Below are 16133 nucleotides of genomic sequence, written 5' to 3' on the forward strand. Positions count from 1 at the left end.
TCAGAGTCGCTCCCAAACATGCCCAGAGAAGTCACCGGATGCGATCAGACGGGCGCCCGCATGGACTTCAAAGGTCATGGGCATAGCATCCGCCACGACCACGCGAAGATTCAACAATTCACCAGGTGCCACCGGGCTGTAGAATTTCGCCGAGCTAATACTGCAATCATTTATCGGCAAATCTCCCGCTGCGGCTATAGCACAAATGGTCTCGTCCAGAAGCAAGGCGGCGGGCACAACCGGATTTCCCGGAAAGTGGCCAGCGAATACCGGGTGCCCAACCGGAATTATAAAGCTATGGTCATAATATTTCAGACGAACGCTCCTCGTTACCAATCAAAGCCTCGGCCATTGCTTTTAAGGCTTCTCGTGAGATCTTGCCGGTAGTGTTCCTAGGCAGGCTATCTACGATCTTTAGCGGGCGAGGAATAAACGCGGGATCCACACACTGCTTGAGACGCTCAATTATTATTTCCACATCCAAGTCCGGAGCCACGGCAAATGCCACCAAACGTGTTACTCGCCCATCACCACTGTCATCGGGCATAAAAAATACCCCATCCAAAACTCCAGAGACAGATGTGAGCTGATGATTCAAATGTGCAATAGAACTACGTTTTCCTGCTATGTTTACGAGATCTTCCGTACGGCCATATAACAGAAAATGTTGCTCATCCACTATTTCTATGGCGTCGCCAACCGCCATCGCCTGCTGCAAATGCCCACCCTGTATCCTAATCCGATCACCCTTCGTCATCCACGACAATTCCGGGAGTAAATGCCATTCCTTCGTTTGGCTAGTGCGCCTCGTTGCCACTACGCCGGTTTCCGTAGAGCCATAAATTTCGAGCAGATCGCTGCAAAAGCGGGCTTCTGCGTTTGCCGCGAGATCCCGAGTTAGTGGTGCCGTAGCAGAAAGCAACAAATCCACACTTGGCAATGGCATATCGGTAGCGAGCATGGAACGAAGGTGCACAGGAGTACTGATCAAAACGCGTGGACGCGCTACCGAGGAAATCCCTGCATAGATATCCGCTGGGTAGAAATAGCGCTCGGTGGCAATTATACCAGCACATTGCCACACCATAAGAATGGTAGATTCGAAGCCATACATATGCTGTGGTGGAACGGTACCTACCACCGTGTAGGTGCGACCATCGAGCAACCCCAGACGCTGAGCCTCCGCCCGCACCGAGTGCACAAGATCTCCCCATGTTTTAAGGTGAGGGACGGGTATTCCGGTCGACCCCGATGTAAACACGTAAGCCACCGGGAGCGATTCATCCAGACGCGGAATGGTGGGTGAGCTATCGACGGGCGCATCTGGCAGAACAATCGGAAACGCCAGGTATGGGAAGCCCATATCATTCCCATCATCGCCAATGCAAAACAGGTCTGGCGCGAAATCGACTATTTTTTTAACGCTTTCGGTGGTGTACGTGGAAGGCAGCAAGCTGGTTTTCCCGGCAACCATGGCCGCCGCGAGGCCAACCATGAAATGGTAACGATCCTGACAGGTGTTCAGCAAATGCTGCCCGGGTCGGAGTAGCTGTCGGATATGGTTCACGTCAGCCAGGAATTGGCGCAGGGTGACGCCTCGGCCTTGTCGAATGGCCACGACATCATCCAGTGATTGATGCGTCATCATCGGGAGATAATTCATACCTAGAAAAACCCCCTGTTCAAAAAATAAATATCATAAATTCAGAACTATGAATTCGATTTTATAATGGCAACAGATTTTCTGTCGGCAAAGTAAGCCCGGATGCCGGCCCCCATACTGCTCCGCTCGCTGATGGGGATTTTACGGCAGCGAACAGCGTACTCAATGACAAACATTAATGCAATCAATGCAGTGCTAGCCGCGCCGGAAATCAATACCCATACATGCTGACCAAGGATAAAAAATATCAGAAACAATAAAATTGCCAGCGCCGCAAAGAATAGCGTCCATGCCACCGTCACCTGGCGCGTATAGCGCGCCAGTCGTGCATTCAGTGGACCATGCACCATCTCTGCAATCCGCGAGACGAGCGGTAGGCGGCCGGAGCGCAAGGTGAGCCCAAAAACAAATGCCAACAGCATAAACAGAGCACTTCGCTGCACCATACATATCCAGCCAATATAGTGCGCAATAGTCGCGCTATTACGCCATATTATTACGCCAGAAATAACGGTCAGAATAATCCATAACGCCTTTGAGCGCGCACACTGAGATGCCAGAAACAAGGCAATCATAATGGGTAGGAATGCCGAAAGTACTACTAAGGCATTCGGATTTCTTGCAAAAATATCCACATAGGTGAGCAGTTGATAGCCGATCAAGGCGGACAGAAAAAGTACGCCTTTCCAAATAGCACGCAAGATACTGGAGTTATAATACTCCGTCGCCGTCAATGCCGCGCCTTTATCAAGAAGAACTCCCACACTTTTTCTCCTTAAGAAATCGCCCAAAAAATGGGGGAGGCGTACCATCTTGACACGTTAAAATGCCGTTATTTCAGAAAGCGACAATGATCAAGCCTGGTTCTTTATCACTGGGGAGGGGGCAACGAACGATTATTCGCCGTATCGCGCCCCCGCAGGGCGCTCCAAAATTCGATCGCTCCGGCCTTTGCCGCATGCCCAACGTCGACTGCACTTTTCGCAATCCCAACTCCAATCTCTTTCCCGACCTGACCGATTCGATGTGCAGTGGAACCAACCGCGCGCCCGACATGTTGGGCTTCGCGTTTCAAAGGCACGCCATCGGCGTACACCGCTACCGGAAACGCGAGGCTGATCACAATCGTTAATAACGCTATGAACGCCTTGTTCGTTTTAGTGGCGTTTTTGAACTGATGAAATTTTCTCATAGAGCCCCCGGGCATTTTCTCAACGTCACCGTGCTTGAACCTATGGACAACTGGAGTTGCTCTAACCAAATTGCGTCGACCTCGTGGTCTTCAAAATGAGTCACGATGATATGCGACCACTCGCTCCACTTCATTCTTGGCACCCAGGATAACGGGGACACGCGCGTGCAAGCCTTGGGGGGCGATGTCCAGGATCCGCGTCGTACCGGTACTGGCCGCGCCGCCCGCCTGTTCTACCAGATAGGACATGGGATTGGCCTCGTAGAGCAGGCGCAGCTTGCCGGGCTTTTTCGGATCACGCTGATCAAAGGGATACAGGAAAATGCCGCCACGACACAGAATGCGATGCACGTCCGCAACCATGGAGCCAACCCAGCGCATATTGAAATTGCGCTGACGGGGCCCATCCGCACCCTGATTGAGTTCGTCGATATAACGTTGCACCGGTTTCTGCCAATGACGGCGGTTGCTCATATTGATCGCATATTCGCTGGTGTCCTCGGGAATGCGCATCTGGCTGTGGGTCAATATATACTCGCCGATGGATGGATCGAGGGTAAAGCCATTGACCCCGTAGCCGGTGCTGTACACCAGCATATTGCTGGAGCCATAAAGGGCGTAGCCCGCACAGACCTGCTCCACACCGGGCTGGAGGAAATCGGCGAGTTCCGCGTCACGCCCGGCCACTGGTGCCTTCAGAATGCTGAAAATGGTCCCGACGCTGATACCGACGTCGGTATTGCTGGAACCATCCAAGGGATCAAAAAGTAATAGATACTTTCCGCGTGGCACATTTTGGGGGATGGCGTAAGGGTCATCCATCTCCTCAGAGGCCATGCCGGCGAGATGGCCAGTCCAGTCCATGGACTTGAGGATGGCTTCGTTGGAGATGATATCCAGCTTTTTCTGGACTTCACCCTGCACGTTATCCGTCCCCGCACTACCCAACGCTCCCACCAAAGCACCACGATACACCTGCGCGCCAATAAATTTGCAGGAAATGGTGAGATCGTTGAGCAGGCCGGCGAAGTCGCCAGAGGCGCCGGGATAGAGGCGCGTTTCTTCAATAATGAATTGACTGAGGGTGGTGCCGATATGCATGGTACGGTCCTTTACTGGAAGATGATTGATCGTCTAGAGAGCGCTGAGGCCCAGTTTGAATTTTACCGTGGATTCTACCGCGCGCGCCGTTCCCTGGTCCAACCATTGCAGTAATTGAATATGAAAGCGATGAATACCCCCACTGATTTTCGGATAATAATCGACCTGATCGGTCAACTCCAGGCGAATCAAAGAAGGCGGACGGCGAGCATCCAAAGGGGCGCCATAACGCCCCTCCGGGGCTTCCACAGTCAACCATGTGCAGGAGTCACGCAATAAGGCGAGGATCAGATCAGTGCTATTCTGTAAAATTTCCAAACTGTTCTGCCAGCTATTCAGCAAACCGTGAATACGCGCGGGGGCTTGCTGGTTCCAGAATGCCAGGATGGGCAGATCACAATCCGCAAGGCCCCCGGCCACACCCAATCGGCCGCGCGCGAGTTGGATGATTTCCTGATAGCGCAACAATTGGCCGAAAGGTTCACGGTGCTCGCGCAGCACCTTGAGCTGTTGATCTATGCGAAATTGCCAGGCGCGCAAAGGGGCCTCGTCGATCTCAGGGCTGTGCGCCCAGACAGCGAGGCTCTGCCCAAGCCGCTCCAGTTCCAGAATGACATCAAGGCGCAACTCCGGGCGGCTGCAAAAATCAAGCAGCTCATTGAAAGGACGCAGGGCATCGCGCAGGCCGCTTGTGTCCGCCACTTCCTGCCGCACCTGCGCAAAGACGCTCTCCAAACGCAACAAAAGGCGTGCGCGTTCATGGAGTGGGTGTTCATAAACGGCCATGCCATACCTCATTCAAGAGTCAACGCCGCTGCACGAAACCACGGTGCCACGAAACAGCGCCCCACTTCCGGGCAGTGCCCCACAGGTTGCCACAGGTGCTTTCCTTAAGCAAATCGTTAGGTTCCCCGCAAATGACGAAGATAGAGGGCAACCTGAGTTTGCAACTCAGCCAGCGACCCTTCATTGGAAATAATCCAGTCGGCGGCGGCATTACGCGTAGCACGATCACACTGCGCCGCCAAAACCGCAGAAATTTGGTCCTCTGTCCAGCCGGGACGAGCACGCAGGCGTCTCATTTGCTGGGATCGTGGACAATCGACGACCAGGATTTGATCCAGCAATGGGCGATAGCCATTTTCGACCAGCAACGGCACTACCCAAACCAGCAGAGCTTGCGGATGTCGTCGACTCAGTGCATCGCTGGCAGCTATAAAGGATGCACGGATAAGTGGATGGAGAAGGGCTTCCAGCCAAACTTTCGCCGCCGGATCACTAAAAATCCGTGCACGCAATGCGGCGCGATCGAGGCCACCATCCTCGTCTAGAAAAGTCGGGCCAAAATGGGCGATAATGGCTTGCAGGGCCGGACTGCCCGGTACCACCAGCTCGCGGGCGATGGCATCAGCATCCAGCACCTGGGCGCCCGCCGCCTTGAACATCTCGGCGACCGTACTTTTACCGCATGCCACCCCTCCTGTCAGGCCAATCCGCAGTGCCATTCAGGAACCCAGCAAGTGTAGATAGCCGGAGAGGATGGCTTGTGGCCACAACAGCAAGAGCCAGCCCCCCAGTGCCAGATAAGGACCAAAGGGCATGGCATAGTCCCGGCCCTTGCCGCGCAGCAGAAAGCCCAGAGCGACCAACCCACCACTCAGCGCCGCAATAAACAAGGTCAAAAAGACCGCCTGCCAGCCCAGCCAAGCACCGATCATACCGAGCAATTTCAGGTCGCCGCCGCCCATTCCGTGCCGCCCGGTCGCCCGATAATATATCGTGGCCAGCAGCCACAGGCTGCCATAGCCAATAAATACACCGAGCAACGCATCCAGGGGCGTTACCAGCCCTATCCCCGGCCATAAAAGTGCCGATCCATTCAGCAGTAACCCAATCAGCAATCCCGGCTTGGTAATGCGATCAGGCAACAGCTGCGTCTCCAGATCAATCATGGCCAGCGCCAGCAGTATCCAGGTGAACACCAAGGCCGGGATCAGCTGCCAGGTGAGGCCCAGTTGCCCGGCGACCACCAGACTGAGCAGGCCGGTCAGGAGTTCCAGCGCCGGATACCGCCAGGCAACGGAGCGGCCACAAGCATGGCAACGGCCACGCAACAACATCCAGCTCAGGACCGGGATATTTTCCCAGGGCCGCAGCAGATGGCCGCAGTGCGGGCAGTGCGACGCGGGATGAATGATGGATTCGTGGCGAGGCACCCGATGTACCACCACATTCAGGAAACTGCCGATGAGCAGACCGAGCAGAGCGATTGAGAGATAAGCCACACTCATTGCACCCCGTGTCATGCGATTTCTTCCAGAGACAATCTGCTGAGTCTCAGTTCCAGAGATTGCACACTGACACCCAGCAGATCTGCGGCATGATGCCGGTCTCCCCCGGCCTGCCCCAGCATCTGGCGCAGTAATGCTGCCTCGGCCGTGTCTAAACCAGCCGCGGCAGCGCTTGCCGATACAGCGGCAAGCATGCTGTTTTCTGGCGCCACGCGGTCAGAGGACGTAAGTTCTTCTTCAGGTAGAATATCGTCCCGCTGTAACGCGATACGACGCTCCAGCAAATTTTCCAGTTCGCGGACATTGCCGGGGAAGGCGTAACCACCCAGTCGCGCAAGAGTCCCCGCAGACAGCCGCGTCGGCACACCAGGCTGCGCGTCCCCGATACGCTGCAGAATCACCTCTGCCAACTGAGGAATGTCCTCCGGATGCTCACGCAAGGGAGGCATATGGAGTCGCACGACATCCAATCGATACAGGAGATCCCGACGAAAGCTACCGGCAACAACCATCTCTTGCAAATCACGGTGGGTTGCGGAAATGAAACGCAGATCCAGGGGAATTTCCCGCGATGCACCCAATGGACGAATGCTGCGCTCCTGAATGGCGCGCAGGAGCTTAACCTGCACCATCATCGGTAGCTCACCGACCTCATCCAGGAAAATGGTACCGCCATTGGCCGCCACAAAGAGCCCCTCGCGGCGCTGTACAGCACCGGAGTAAGCCCCCTTTTCGGCACCAAAGAGCTCGCTTTCTACCAGTCCCTCGGGAATGGCGCCGCAGTTGACGGCCACGAAAGGCTTGTCGTGACGGACCCCTGAGGCGTGTATCGCACGCGCTGCCAACTCCTTACCCGTACCAGACTCACCGGTAATATGTACCGGCGCGTTACTTCGCGCGACACGGCGGATATCGTCGCGCAAGCGCCGCATGACCAGAGAATCACCCACCAACCTTTGCGTACCGTCCGGACCCATCGGTGACAGGCGAGCGAGATCAACGGCTTGCGATATCAGTCGCCGCAGACGCGTAAGTTCGATGGGCTTAGCCATGTAATCAAAGGCCCCTGCCTGCATCGCCTCGACGGCGCCATCGGCGGAGGAGTAGGCCGTAATCACGGCGACCGGCACTCGCGGATGCAACGCGTGTAGACGACGTACCAGATCAATACCCGAACCATCCGGTAAACGCAGATCGCTCAAGCATAAAGAGGGGGCACCTTCGGCGAGGCGGGCGAAGGCCTCTGCGAGGGAATAGGCACCGGTGACAGCGATTCCCATACCTTGCAACGTAATGCCCAGCAATTCAACGATATTCGGCTCATCATCCACGATCAGGGCAGGTGGCAATACGGAAAAATCGGCCATCATTCCTCCCCCTCCAGACACCAGCAGGGGAGAAAAATCCGGAATAGCACACCTCCCTGTGGATGATTTTCACAATCAATGTGACCGCCATTGATGCGCAATAGTTCGCGTACCATAGACAAGCCCAGCCCAGTGCCCTGTGAATTGGTCGTAAAAAACGGTTCAAAAATGCGCTCCATCACCTCCGGCTGTAAGCCCGATCCAAAATCCCGCAATGTCACCATGACAGTTTCCTTGTCCGCACGCACCGTCTCGATTTCCACCCGCACCGTCGCATCTTCTGCCACCCCATACTGCGCGCTGTTATGCAGCAGATTCCAGAATACCTGGCGGAGCTGCGCAGGATCGGCATAAACCCGGAGCTGCGCGGAAATTTCCCAGATAACGATCGTCATAGATGCAAGTAGCGGATCGGCCTGCAACTCGGCGATGAGCACCGGCAACCAATTTGCCAACGGGATGGGCTCGGAATGCGCCGGGCTGGGGCGGGCCATCTCCAGTACCGATTCGACGATGGCATTGATGCGCACCGTCTCTCGTTCCAGTATCTCAAAAAGATGCCGCGAACCGGGGGTTTCCACGCGCTCACCAAGCAAGTTACCGGCGTGGCGAATCACGCTGAGCGGGTTACGAATTTCATGGGCAATATTAGCCGCCAGACGACCCAGCGCCGCCAGTTGGGCCTCCCGTTCGCGAGCACGCAAGGCTGAGGCGTCACGGAACAGCAATAGACGATAGGGACTCCGGGGCAGAGCGATGTTACGTACCAGCAGGGTCTGTGCACTATCCTGCAGGGTTGGATCACGTCCGCCCAAGGTGATCATCATCTCGCTGTCACCCTGTGCCGGTTGTTGCAACGCGGTGGCCAGCCGCGGCTGCACCAGATCGAGGTCGACAGGTGCGGAAGTCCATAGCCGGTATCCCGAAAGCGTCCGCGCAATGGGATTGCTGAGAATAACGCGGTTTTGCCGATCCAGCACGAAAACACCCACATCCATATGCTGTACAATTTCCCGGTTCAAGGCGTTGAGATTGACGACCTCTGCATCCCTTTGCAGTGCCAGACGATTGCCGCGTTCCAGGCTGATGACCAGGCTGTCGGCCAGCACCGCCACGGCCACCAGCGCCAGTACATATATAAAAAGCTGACCAAGCGGCGGGTGCACCGTAGCCATCCCACCCAGGAGCGGCTCACCAACCAGCAGTGCAAGTAATATCCACACAAAAACAAAAGCGCTTTTGCCGCGCAAAAGGCTCGCCGTGGACACCAGCAGCAGGAAGGGAAGGATACTGAAGGGACCACTGACCCCCCCCCCGAAATGCAATAACAGCAGCACCAGCAAGGTATCCGTCGATACCTGAATCCAGGCGTGGCGACGCGGTTGCACCGGTCGCCGTAACAACAGTGCCAGCAGATAACCGAGACTGACCGTGGCGGCCACCAGAGCGAGGACACGCAACAGTCTTGCGTGTCCTCCCAGATCGATAATGGTCTCGCTGGCTGGCAAGTGTAACAGAACGGCAATAACCGCTGCGATGAGCAGCCGGTAGGCGGAAATCCCCCAAAGGCGCCGCCAGTCACCCACCATCTCCGGCATATTATGCGCCCCGCCACTGAGTTCTGCTGAACGTTACGACACCATAATTCATCGCACCACTACCGCCCACGACCATATCAGCGACGCTCTGCACAAAATATCTGCGTATATACGGGGAGACAAAATCAAAGATTGGTCACCCGCAGGACCTCTTCAAGACTGGTGACACCCTCCCTGACCCGCCTCAATCCGTTTTGCCGCATGGTCAGCACTCCCTCTTGTGTCGCCTGCCGCGCCAGATCGATGGAGGTACCACCGCGCATAATGATTTCACGCATAGCATCGCTCACCGGCATCACCTGATAAAGTCCCATCCGGCCTTTATATCCGGTGTTATTGCACTGATCACAGCCCACCGCGCCCAGGGGACGCCAACCCTGCAGATCCTCGTGCGTAAATCCCGCCTCAATCAGGGCCTGTTCGGGAATGCGCAGCGGCTTTTTACAATGCGGACAGAGTTTGCGTGCGAGTCGCTGCGCCATCACCAAGTGCACACCGCCCGCTATGTTATAGGTAGGGATGCCCATATTTTCCAGACGGGTGAGGCTCTGTGGCGCATCATTGGTATGCAGGGTGGCCAACACCAGATGACCCGTCTGGGCGGCTTTGATGGCCGTTTCCGCGGTTTCCAGATCACGCACCTCACCGACCATAATGATGTCAGGGTCCTGACGCAGAAAGGAACGCAAGGCGGTGGCAAAGTTGAGACCGATACGCTCGTTGATATTCACCTGATTAATCCCGTACACCGGGATTTCCACAGGATCCTCTGCGGTACTGATGTTGCAGTCGCCGGTATTGAGAATATTCAGCGCGGTGTAAAGAGTCGTCGTTTTACCCGAACCCGTGGGGCCGGTGACCAGGATCATACCGTAGGGCCGGTGGATGGCCTCTTCAAAAGCTTTGCGCTGGTCCGGCAAAAAGCCCAGTTGTTCTATGGGCACCTTGGAACTGGCCGGATCCAGCAAGCGCAGCACAATGGTTTCGCCAAAACTGGTGGGCAAAAAAGAAACCCGGAAATCAATAACCCGCGCCGGCGGCACCCTGACCCGCAAACGGCCATCCTGAGGTAAACGCCGCTCAGAAATATCCAGACGACAGAGAATCTTCAGGCGCGAAGTGACACCGTCACGCAACGCCACCGGCGGATGCAACACATCCTGCAATACGCCATCGAGTCGGTAACGCACCCGAAAGTCCTTTTCGTACGGTTCTAGATGAATGTCGGAAACCCCGCGTTGAATGGCATCCAAGAGCAATTGCCGGGCAAAACGCACCACGGGTGCATCCTCGACACTGCCATCACTCTCCTGGGCAAGATCGAATTCTTCCTGCTCTTCTTCGCCGCGCGGTTTATCCATGAAAACATCGTCAATCCCGCCTTGCATACTGTTGGCTGCGGCATTCACCGCCTTTACCAGCTTATTGGCCTCGACCAGTATTGGCAACACCTGCAGACCCGTGTTGAACTTCACATCCTCCACCGCCTTAAAATCCGTAGGGTCCGCCATGGCGAGGTAGAGGGTGTCCCCATGCTTCGACAAGGGCAGCACCAGATAGCGGGTCATCAGTCCCTTGTCGAGCTTCCGAATAAGCAACTCGTTAATCATGACCGCATCCAGATCAAGCATGGGCATGTTATAGCGCGCGGAAAGGTGGGCCATAAGCACCGAGGCAGGAACGGCACCCCTCTCAACCGCATAAAACAGCAGCGGCATCTTGCCACGCGCCGGATCGGCGGCAAGGCTTTGCAACTGCGCCTCATCGCTTAACCCGTTGCTGACCAACGCCCGCAATACGGGCGTCAACGTGATGTGTGCTGGATTTGTAGCCATCGGCGTAAGGTCTCCTCCACGGCGGCGGTCTGCGGCAAAGTTCCCGTCCATATTCGAAAGCTCTCCGCGCCTTGTTCTATCAACATGCCCAGCCCATCCATCGCGCCCAGCCCGGCCTGCCGGGCGGCGCGTAGTAAGGGCGTTTCCAATGGGTTATAGACGATATCGTATACACTGCCGTTTCTGGGCATGCGCGCCAGATCCAACTCCGGATGCCCCTCTCCGTGCAGCCCGCGCGCGCTGGTATTGACCAGTAACGCACTGTGGGGCAATACCGCAGACAATGCCGCCGAATCCAACGGAATGGGGTGCACCGGGAGATCGGAAAACTGTGCAGCCAGAGATTCGGCACGCGGCAGGTGGCGATTCGCCAAATAAATAGCCGGACATCCGGCATGACCGAGGGCGTAGACAATGGCCCGGGCCGCCCCTCCGGCGCCAATCACGGTCGCCGGACATCGTCGCCAGCCAATCCCCGCGGCACGCTCCAGCGCCCGCTGAAAACCGAGTGCATCCGTATTGTGTCCCTCCATACCCGAGGGCGTAAAACACACGGTGTTCACCGCACCGATGGCACGCGCCTCGGCGCTCAGTTGCTGCATCCGCGGCAAGACGGCCTCTTTATGGGGGACTGTAACATTCACGCCACGCACGCCAAGCGCCGGCAGTCCGGCCAACGCCGCGGCGATCGCCGCTTCATGCACCGGGAAAGGCACATAAACCAGGTCCCGATCCTGCTGCGCGGCAAAGAGGCGATGCATCCATGGCGAGAGGCTATGAGTGACCGGATGACCGAGAATGCCATAAACGGCCGTTCCGCCACCGGGATGCCAACAATTGCTGGTGTCAGGCTGTGGGAAGAGCACCATACGATCTTTCCTTTGCGGTGATTTCCATCCTTTTCGAGAGATGGACAAGCAGATCTGGCCAGTTATCTCCGGGCAAAATATTACCCAGAGTCATGGGACGCTGCGCCCCGGTAACGTGCGCCCAGGGCAGGTGTTGCCCCAGCAAACACTGACCGCCCAGCCAGGCAAAGGCCAACGCCTCCAACGCCTGACTGGGAATGCCGCTGTACTGCCCACCGTGCAAAATTCGGGTCTCTGCCAGTGTCCCCTGCAGGACGCGCATCAGAGTCGGGTTTTCGGCACCCCCACCGAACACCAGCATTTCCGCAGCACCCGGAGTCCAGGTCCTTATCGCCTGTGCCACAGAAACCGCGGTCAACGCCGTCAGTGTGGCCAGAAAATCCGCCGCAGTGCCCCGCCAGGATGACCACCATTGCGTCACCATGGGCAATCCGAAAACTTCCCGCCCGGTGCTTTTGGGAGGTGGTTGCCGGAAAAACCTGTGGGTTAGCCGGTCCGCTAACCATACAGCATCGCAAAGTCCGTCGGCGGCCATTTGCCCATCCACATCACAGGTCGATCGCCCACCGCTGCACAAATACACGGCGGCATCCATCAGCACATTGCCTGGCCCGCAGTCGAAAGCCAGTAATGGACGGGGATCGTCCATGCCCGGCAACCAGGTCACGTTGGCCATACCACCGAGATTGAGCACCAGACGGGGTTGTTTTCCCTGAAAGCAGAATTGATGGAAAGGCGGTACCAGCGGCGCCCCTTCTCCCCCGGCCGCCACATCGGCACGCCGGAAGTCGTGGACCACGGTCAGACCAGTGGCCACGGCGATATCCGCCGCCGCACCAATTTGCAGCGTAAAGCCGGGCGTCACATGCGGTTGATGACGGATGGTTTGCCCGTGCAAGGCGATAAAGTCTACCGGGCCGAGATGGGCAATGGCAGCGCTCGCCAATTGGGCGTAACAGGCACCCAGACGCCGGTCAAGCCGCGCCATCGCCTCAACGCTCAGTGGCCCATTGGCAGCCAGCACCTCCGCGCGCAACGCCGGATCAAAGGCGCACCCAAAGACACCCTGGTAACCCGCACAACCCGCGACGTCAAAATCCAGCACCGCGGCATCTACGCCGTCGGCGCTGGTCCCAGACATCAGACCCAGACCACGCAAGTCGACCTACCTAGCCAACAAGCGCGTCAACCGGTACAGCATCAACGCATCAGTGGTCTCCGTCATGTGCTCCGTGCCCATGCACATGACCATGGGCCAGCTCTTCGGTGGTGGCATCCCGCACTTCCAGCACCGTCACATCGAAGTTCAGAGTCATCCCAGCCAGCGGGTGATTGAGATCGACGGTAATTTCGTTACCTTCGATATCGATTACCGTGGCAAGGCGTGTGCCGTCTTCAGTCATGGTCTCAAACTGGGTGCCGATCTCCAGCTCTTCCGGATCGTCAAAATCCTCAACACCCACCACTTCCACCAGATCTTCGTCCCAATCGCCATAGCCTTCTTCGGGAGGGATGGAGACCTCTAGCTTATCGCCGACACGACGCCCCGCCAGAGCCTGCTCCAGGCCGGGGATGATGCCGTGGTGGCCATGGAGATAGACGAGGGGCTCTTCACCCACGGAGCTATCAATCAGTTCCCCCTCTTCATCGGTCAGGGAATAGTCGATAGTGACGACTTTGTCTTTGCTGATCATCATGGCGCGAGTCCTATGGGTTAAGGGCCTGAAAAGATACTGCTATGGTAGTTTCTAACCAATTTTAGCCTGACTGCGCGGAAACGGCAAAATTTCCCGGCCATCCCAATGACGCCAATGGGGTTCAAGAATCTGACTGAACGCCGTCACCCAGAGGGGGTTGTCGTTGAGCGCAGGAATATAGCGTAGTTCCTGGCCACCCGCCTGGAGGAAGGTTTCTTTGCCTTCCAAGGCGATTTCCTGCAGCGTTTCCACGCAGTCCGTACTAAAACCGGGGCAGACGATATCAATGCGGGATACTCCGGAATGCGCCAACTCGACGAGTGTTTTATCCGTATAGGGCTGCAGCCATTTGGCGGCGCCGAAGCGACTTTGGAAAGTTTGTATCCATTGGTCATCGGACAAAGCGAGTTCCTTTACCAGCAATGCGGTGGTCTTCTCGCATTGGCTGCGGTAGGGATCGCCCTTGGCAACAGCGCTTTCCGGCAAGCCATGAAAGGAAATCAGCAATCGCTCCGCCTGTCCGTGCTCACGCCACCAGGCACGGATACTGTCCGCCAGGGCGTGAATATAGGCAGGGTGTTCATACCAGTCCCGAATCATGCGAATTTCCGGAATCTCCCGCCATTGTCGTAATTCTTTGCCCACGGCATCAAAAATGGAGGCGGTGGTAGCTGCCGCATATTGGGGATAAAGCGGCACCACAAAAAGCTTGCGGCATCCGGCATCACGCAGCACCGCCAAGCCTTGCGCAATCGACGGCCTACCGTAGCGCATAGCCAACTCCACCCGAACCTGGCCGGGACACTGTTGATCCCAGTGGGCCTGCAACGCATCACACTGGCGCTGGCTATAGACCATCAGGGGTGATCCATCGGGAAGCCAGATACTGGCATAATTGCGCGCCGAGCGAGCGGGACGAAACAGCAGAACGGGCCCATTCAGAATGGGCCACCAGAGTATCCGCGGAAGTTCCACTACTCGGGCATCACTGAGAAATTCGCGCAGATAGCGGCGCACCGCCGGAGCGGTAGGCGCGTCAGGGGTGCCCAGATTGACGACCAGAATACCAATCATGTTTCGTTCTCCAGCGTGATGCAGACGGGCGCGTGATCTGACGGACGCTCTGCCGCCCGCGCGGCGCGGTCGATGACGACATTCCGAGTGCGCGCAAGGAGCGGACTCGAGGCCAGGATCAGGTCGATGCGCAGCCCCTGATTGCGCCGGAACGCTGCCGCGCGGTAATCCCACCAGCTCCACTCCTGCGCGTCCGGGTATAGGCTGCGGTAACTGTCGTGCAGCCCAAGGTCCAACAGCGCACCCAGCGCCGCCCGTTCGGGAGGTGAGCAAAGTATGCCATCCCCCCAGACCGCAGCGTCGCAAACATCACGGGCGTCCGGAGCAACATTGAAATCCCCCACCAGCAGCAATTGCGGCCAACGCTGCAACTCCTCGGCAAGCAGCGCGCGCAGACGCTCCAACCATTGTAATTTGTAGGGATACTTGTCGCTGTCTAAGGACTGGCCGTTGGGCACATAAACATTGATGACGCGTAAGTCACCAAAGCTGGCGGCGCACAGTCGTGCCTGCCCGTCACCCCCATCTGGCCAGTCACAACGGGCGTCCTCAGGTGTCGCCCGGCTCAGGATGGCAACACCGTTATAAGTCGGCTGACCGTGATAGAGCGACAGATAACCGGCGTCCGCCAGTTCGGTCGCCGGGAAACACGCATCGACCAGCTTGGTCTCCTGCAGACAAAGGACATCGGGCTGCTCGCTGCCCAGCCATTCCAGCACTTGCGGGAGACGCACCTTCAGGGAGTTGACGTTCCAGGTGGCAACTTTCACGAAAGTTACTGGGGCAGAGTGGCGCTGATGCTGGGACGTTGACGCAGGGCGTGCATCCAGGTCGTCAATTCCGGGAATTGCAACAAGAAATCCGGCGCGCGCAGATCAACATAACCGACCGCGGCGATGGTCGCAATCTGCGCCAGATTTAACACTGGCGCTGCTCCCACATCTTTCCACCCGCACGTCTCCTCCTGCAGCATCGCCAATGCAGCAAGGACCTTGCCACGGACACGCTGCAACATATCGAGATCCTGACAATCGTTACTGTGGCGTTGCTCCAACACCCAGGCAACCGTACTATCCATAATGCCGCTGGCCAGCGCTTCAATTCGCAATGTCGCAATACGGGCTTCCGGATCGTGCGGGATGATGGCTGGTTCGGGGCGCAAAATTTCCAGATATTGAATAATCACTGCTGAGTCATATACGGCCTGGCCGTCATCACGCACCAGCACGGGGATCTTACCCAGGGGATTGTGCTCCAGTGCGCCATGGTCGGCGGCGCGGAGATCCACCCACTCCAAAACACAGGAGATGTTTTTTTCCAGCAGCGCGATACGCACTTTCCGAGCATAGGGGCTGGTCCGCGTAGCATAAAGTCGCATTTTCATCTCTCCTTTTCTACTGAGTCTGGACGGCTATCTGTTATCATGACGAAAGCATCGCCCCAAGC

At 57.0% G+C, this 16133-nt stretch carries 17 protein-coding genes; all 17 read right to left on the reverse strand.

Annotation, left to right across the window (positions count from 1 at the left end; all coding sequences use genetic code 11):
• Entirely contained in the window at window positions 1–336 is a 336-nt protein-coding gene (locus PJU76_RS11850) for a hypothetical protein (RefSeq protein ID WP_155735401.1), read from the reverse strand.
• Window positions 302–1663, reverse strand: coding sequence for an AMP-binding protein (locus tag PJU76_RS11855; RefSeq protein ID WP_271779687.1), 1362 nt, complete (start codon window positions 1661–1663; stop codon window positions 302–304). Before PJU76_RS11855 ends, PJU76_RS11850 begins: the two co-directional genes overlap by 35 nt.
• Before the next feature lie 47 nt (window positions 1664–1710).
• Window positions 1711–2475 (reverse strand): COG4648 family protein, encoded by a 765-nt coding sequence (locus PJU76_RS11860; RefSeq protein ID WP_271779688.1) that lies wholly within the window; start codon window positions 2473–2475, stop codon window positions 1711–1713.
• Between the two features lie 59 nt (window positions 2476–2534).
• Window positions 2535–2855: a hypothetical protein gene (locus PJU76_RS11865; protein ID WP_271779689.1), complete on the reverse strand. Its 321-nt coding sequence runs from the start codon at window positions 2853–2855 to the stop codon at window positions 2535–2537.
• A 90-nt stretch (window positions 2856–2945) separates the two neighbouring features.
• Window positions 2946–3956 carry a class 1 fructose-bisphosphatase gene (locus tag PJU76_RS11870; RefSeq protein WP_271779690.1) on the reverse strand — a complete coding sequence of 337 codons (1011 nt, stop codon included), beginning with the start codon at window positions 3954–3956 and terminating at the stop codon, window positions 2946–2948.
• Between the two features lie 33 nt (window positions 3957–3989).
• Window positions 3990–4742 carry a cell division protein ZapD gene (locus PJU76_RS11875; RefSeq protein WP_271779691.1) on the reverse strand — a complete coding sequence of 251 codons (753 nt, stop codon included), beginning with the start codon at window positions 4740–4742 and terminating at the stop codon, window positions 3990–3992.
• 116 nt (window positions 4743–4858) lie between these two features.
• Window positions 4859–5461, reverse strand: a complete 603-nt coding sequence (coaE, locus tag PJU76_RS11880) for a dephospho-CoA kinase (RefSeq protein WP_215861727.1) — start codon at window positions 5459–5461, stop codon at window positions 4859–4861.
• Window positions 5462–6262 (reverse strand): prepilin peptidase, encoded by an 801-nt coding sequence (locus PJU76_RS11885; protein ID WP_271779692.1) that lies wholly within the window; start codon window positions 6260–6262, stop codon window positions 5462–5464.
• Entirely contained in the window at window positions 6259–7617 is a 1359-nt protein-coding gene (locus tag PJU76_RS11890; protein WP_271779693.1) for a sigma-54-dependent transcriptional regulator, read from the reverse strand. Before PJU76_RS11890 ends, PJU76_RS11885 begins: the two co-directional genes overlap by 4 nt.
• Entirely contained in the window at window positions 7614–9212 is a 1599-nt protein-coding gene (locus PJU76_RS11895) for a two-component system sensor histidine kinase NtrB (RefSeq protein WP_271779694.1), read from the reverse strand. Before PJU76_RS11895 ends, PJU76_RS11890 begins: the two co-directional genes overlap by 4 nt.
• A 125-nt stretch (window positions 9213–9337) precedes the next feature.
• Window positions 9338–11047: a type IV-A pilus assembly ATPase PilB gene (pilB, locus tag PJU76_RS11900; protein WP_215849997.1), complete on the reverse strand. Its 1710-nt coding sequence runs from the start codon at window positions 11045–11047 to the stop codon at window positions 9338–9340.
• Window positions 11017–11916, reverse strand: coding sequence for a shikimate dehydrogenase (gene aroE, locus PJU76_RS11905; protein WP_271779695.1), 900 nt, complete (start codon window positions 11914–11916; stop codon window positions 11017–11019). The genes pilB and aroE overlap by 31 nt, the downstream gene beginning before the upstream one ends.
• Window positions 11894–13057, reverse strand: coding sequence for an anhydro-N-acetylmuramic acid kinase (locus tag PJU76_RS11910; protein WP_271779696.1), 1164 nt, complete (start codon window positions 13055–13057; stop codon window positions 11894–11896). The genes aroE and PJU76_RS11910 overlap by 23 nt, the downstream gene beginning before the upstream one ends.
• 67 nt (window positions 13058–13124) lie before the next feature.
• Window positions 13125–13613, reverse strand: coding sequence for an FKBP-type peptidyl-prolyl cis-trans isomerase (locus tag PJU76_RS11915; RefSeq protein ID WP_064218850.1), 489 nt, complete (start codon window positions 13611–13613; stop codon window positions 13125–13127).
• A gap of 51 nt (window positions 13614–13664) precedes the next feature.
• A complete protein-coding gene (gene hemH, locus PJU76_RS11920) occupies window positions 13665–14687 on the reverse strand; it encodes a ferrochelatase (protein ID WP_271779697.1) in 1023 nt (340 codons plus the stop codon).
• The gene (gene xth / locus PJU76_RS11925; protein ID WP_215850000.1) at window positions 14684–15457 is read right to left on the reverse strand and encodes an exodeoxyribonuclease III; all 774 of its coding nucleotides are present in this window, start codon (window positions 15455–15457) and stop codon (window positions 14684–14686) included. Before xth ends, hemH begins: the two co-directional genes overlap by 4 nt.
• Window positions 15458–15462: 5 nt before the next feature.
• On the reverse strand, window positions 15463–16065 hold the full coding sequence (locus PJU76_RS11930; protein ID WP_271779698.1) for a glutathione S-transferase N-terminal domain-containing protein: 603 nt from the start codon (window positions 16063–16065) through the stop codon (window positions 15463–15465).
• Between the last annotated feature and the right edge of the window lie 68 nt (window positions 16066–16133).

This window comes from Acidithiobacillus ferriphilus (genome assembly GCF_028215975.1).
GTDB classification, from domain to species: Bacteria; Pseudomonadota; Gammaproteobacteria; order Acidithiobacillales; family Acidithiobacillaceae; genus Acidithiobacillus; species Acidithiobacillus ferriphilus.

Coding starts and splice junctions, on each gene's coding strand:
- PJU76_RS11915 (WP_064218850.1), bottom strand. CDS start 13,613: ATGATGATCAGCAAAGACAAAGTCGTCACTATCGACTATTCCCTGACC.
- PJU76_RS11890 (WP_271779693.1), bottom strand. CDS start 7,617: ATGATGGCCGATTTTTCCGTATTGCCACCTGCCCTGATCGTGGATGAT.
- coaE (WP_215861727.1), bottom strand. CDS start 5,461: ATGGCACTGCGGATTGGCCTGACAGGAGGGGTGGCATGCGGTAAAAGT.
- PJU76_RS11885 (WP_271779692.1), bottom strand. CDS start 6,262: ATGACACGGGGTGCAATGAGTGTGGCTTATCTCTCAATCGCTCTGCTC.
- PJU76_RS11860 (WP_271779688.1), bottom strand. CDS start 2,475: ATGGTACGCCTCCCCCATTTTTTGGGCGATTTCTTAAGGAGAAAAAGT.
- PJU76_RS11930 (WP_271779698.1), bottom strand. CDS start 16,065: ATGCGACTTTATGCTACGCGGACCAGCCCCTATGCTCGGAAAGTGCGT.
- PJU76_RS11875 (WP_271779691.1), bottom strand. CDS start 4,742: ATGGCCGTTTATGAACACCCACTCCATGAACGCGCACGCCTTTTGTTG.
- PJU76_RS11865 (WP_271779689.1), bottom strand. CDS start 2,855: ATGAGAAAATTTCATCAGTTCAAAAACGCCACTAAAACGAACAAGGCG.
- PJU76_RS11870 (WP_271779690.1), bottom strand. CDS start 3,956: ATGCATATCGGCACCACCCTCAGTCAATTCATTATTGAAGAAACGCGC.
- aroE (WP_271779695.1), bottom strand. CDS start 11,916: ATGGTGCTCTTCCCACAGCCTGACACCAGCAATTGTTGGCATCCCGGT.
- hemH (WP_271779697.1), bottom strand. CDS start 14,687: ATGATTGGTATTCTGGTCGTCAATCTGGGCACCCCTGACGCGCCTACC.
- pilB (WP_215849997.1), bottom strand. CDS start 11,047: ATGGCTACAAATCCAGCACACATCACGTTGACGCCCGTATTGCGGGCG.
- PJU76_RS11895 (WP_271779694.1), bottom strand. CDS start 9,212: ATGCCGGAGATGGTGGGTGACTGGCGGCGCCTTTGGGGGATTTCCGCC.
- PJU76_RS11910 (WP_271779696.1), bottom strand. CDS start 13,057: ATGTCTGGGACCAGCGCCGACGGCGTAGATGCCGCGGTGCTGGATTTT.
- PJU76_RS11855 (WP_271779687.1), bottom strand. CDS start 1,663: ATGAATTATCTCCCGATGATGACGCATCAATCACTGGATGATGTCGTG.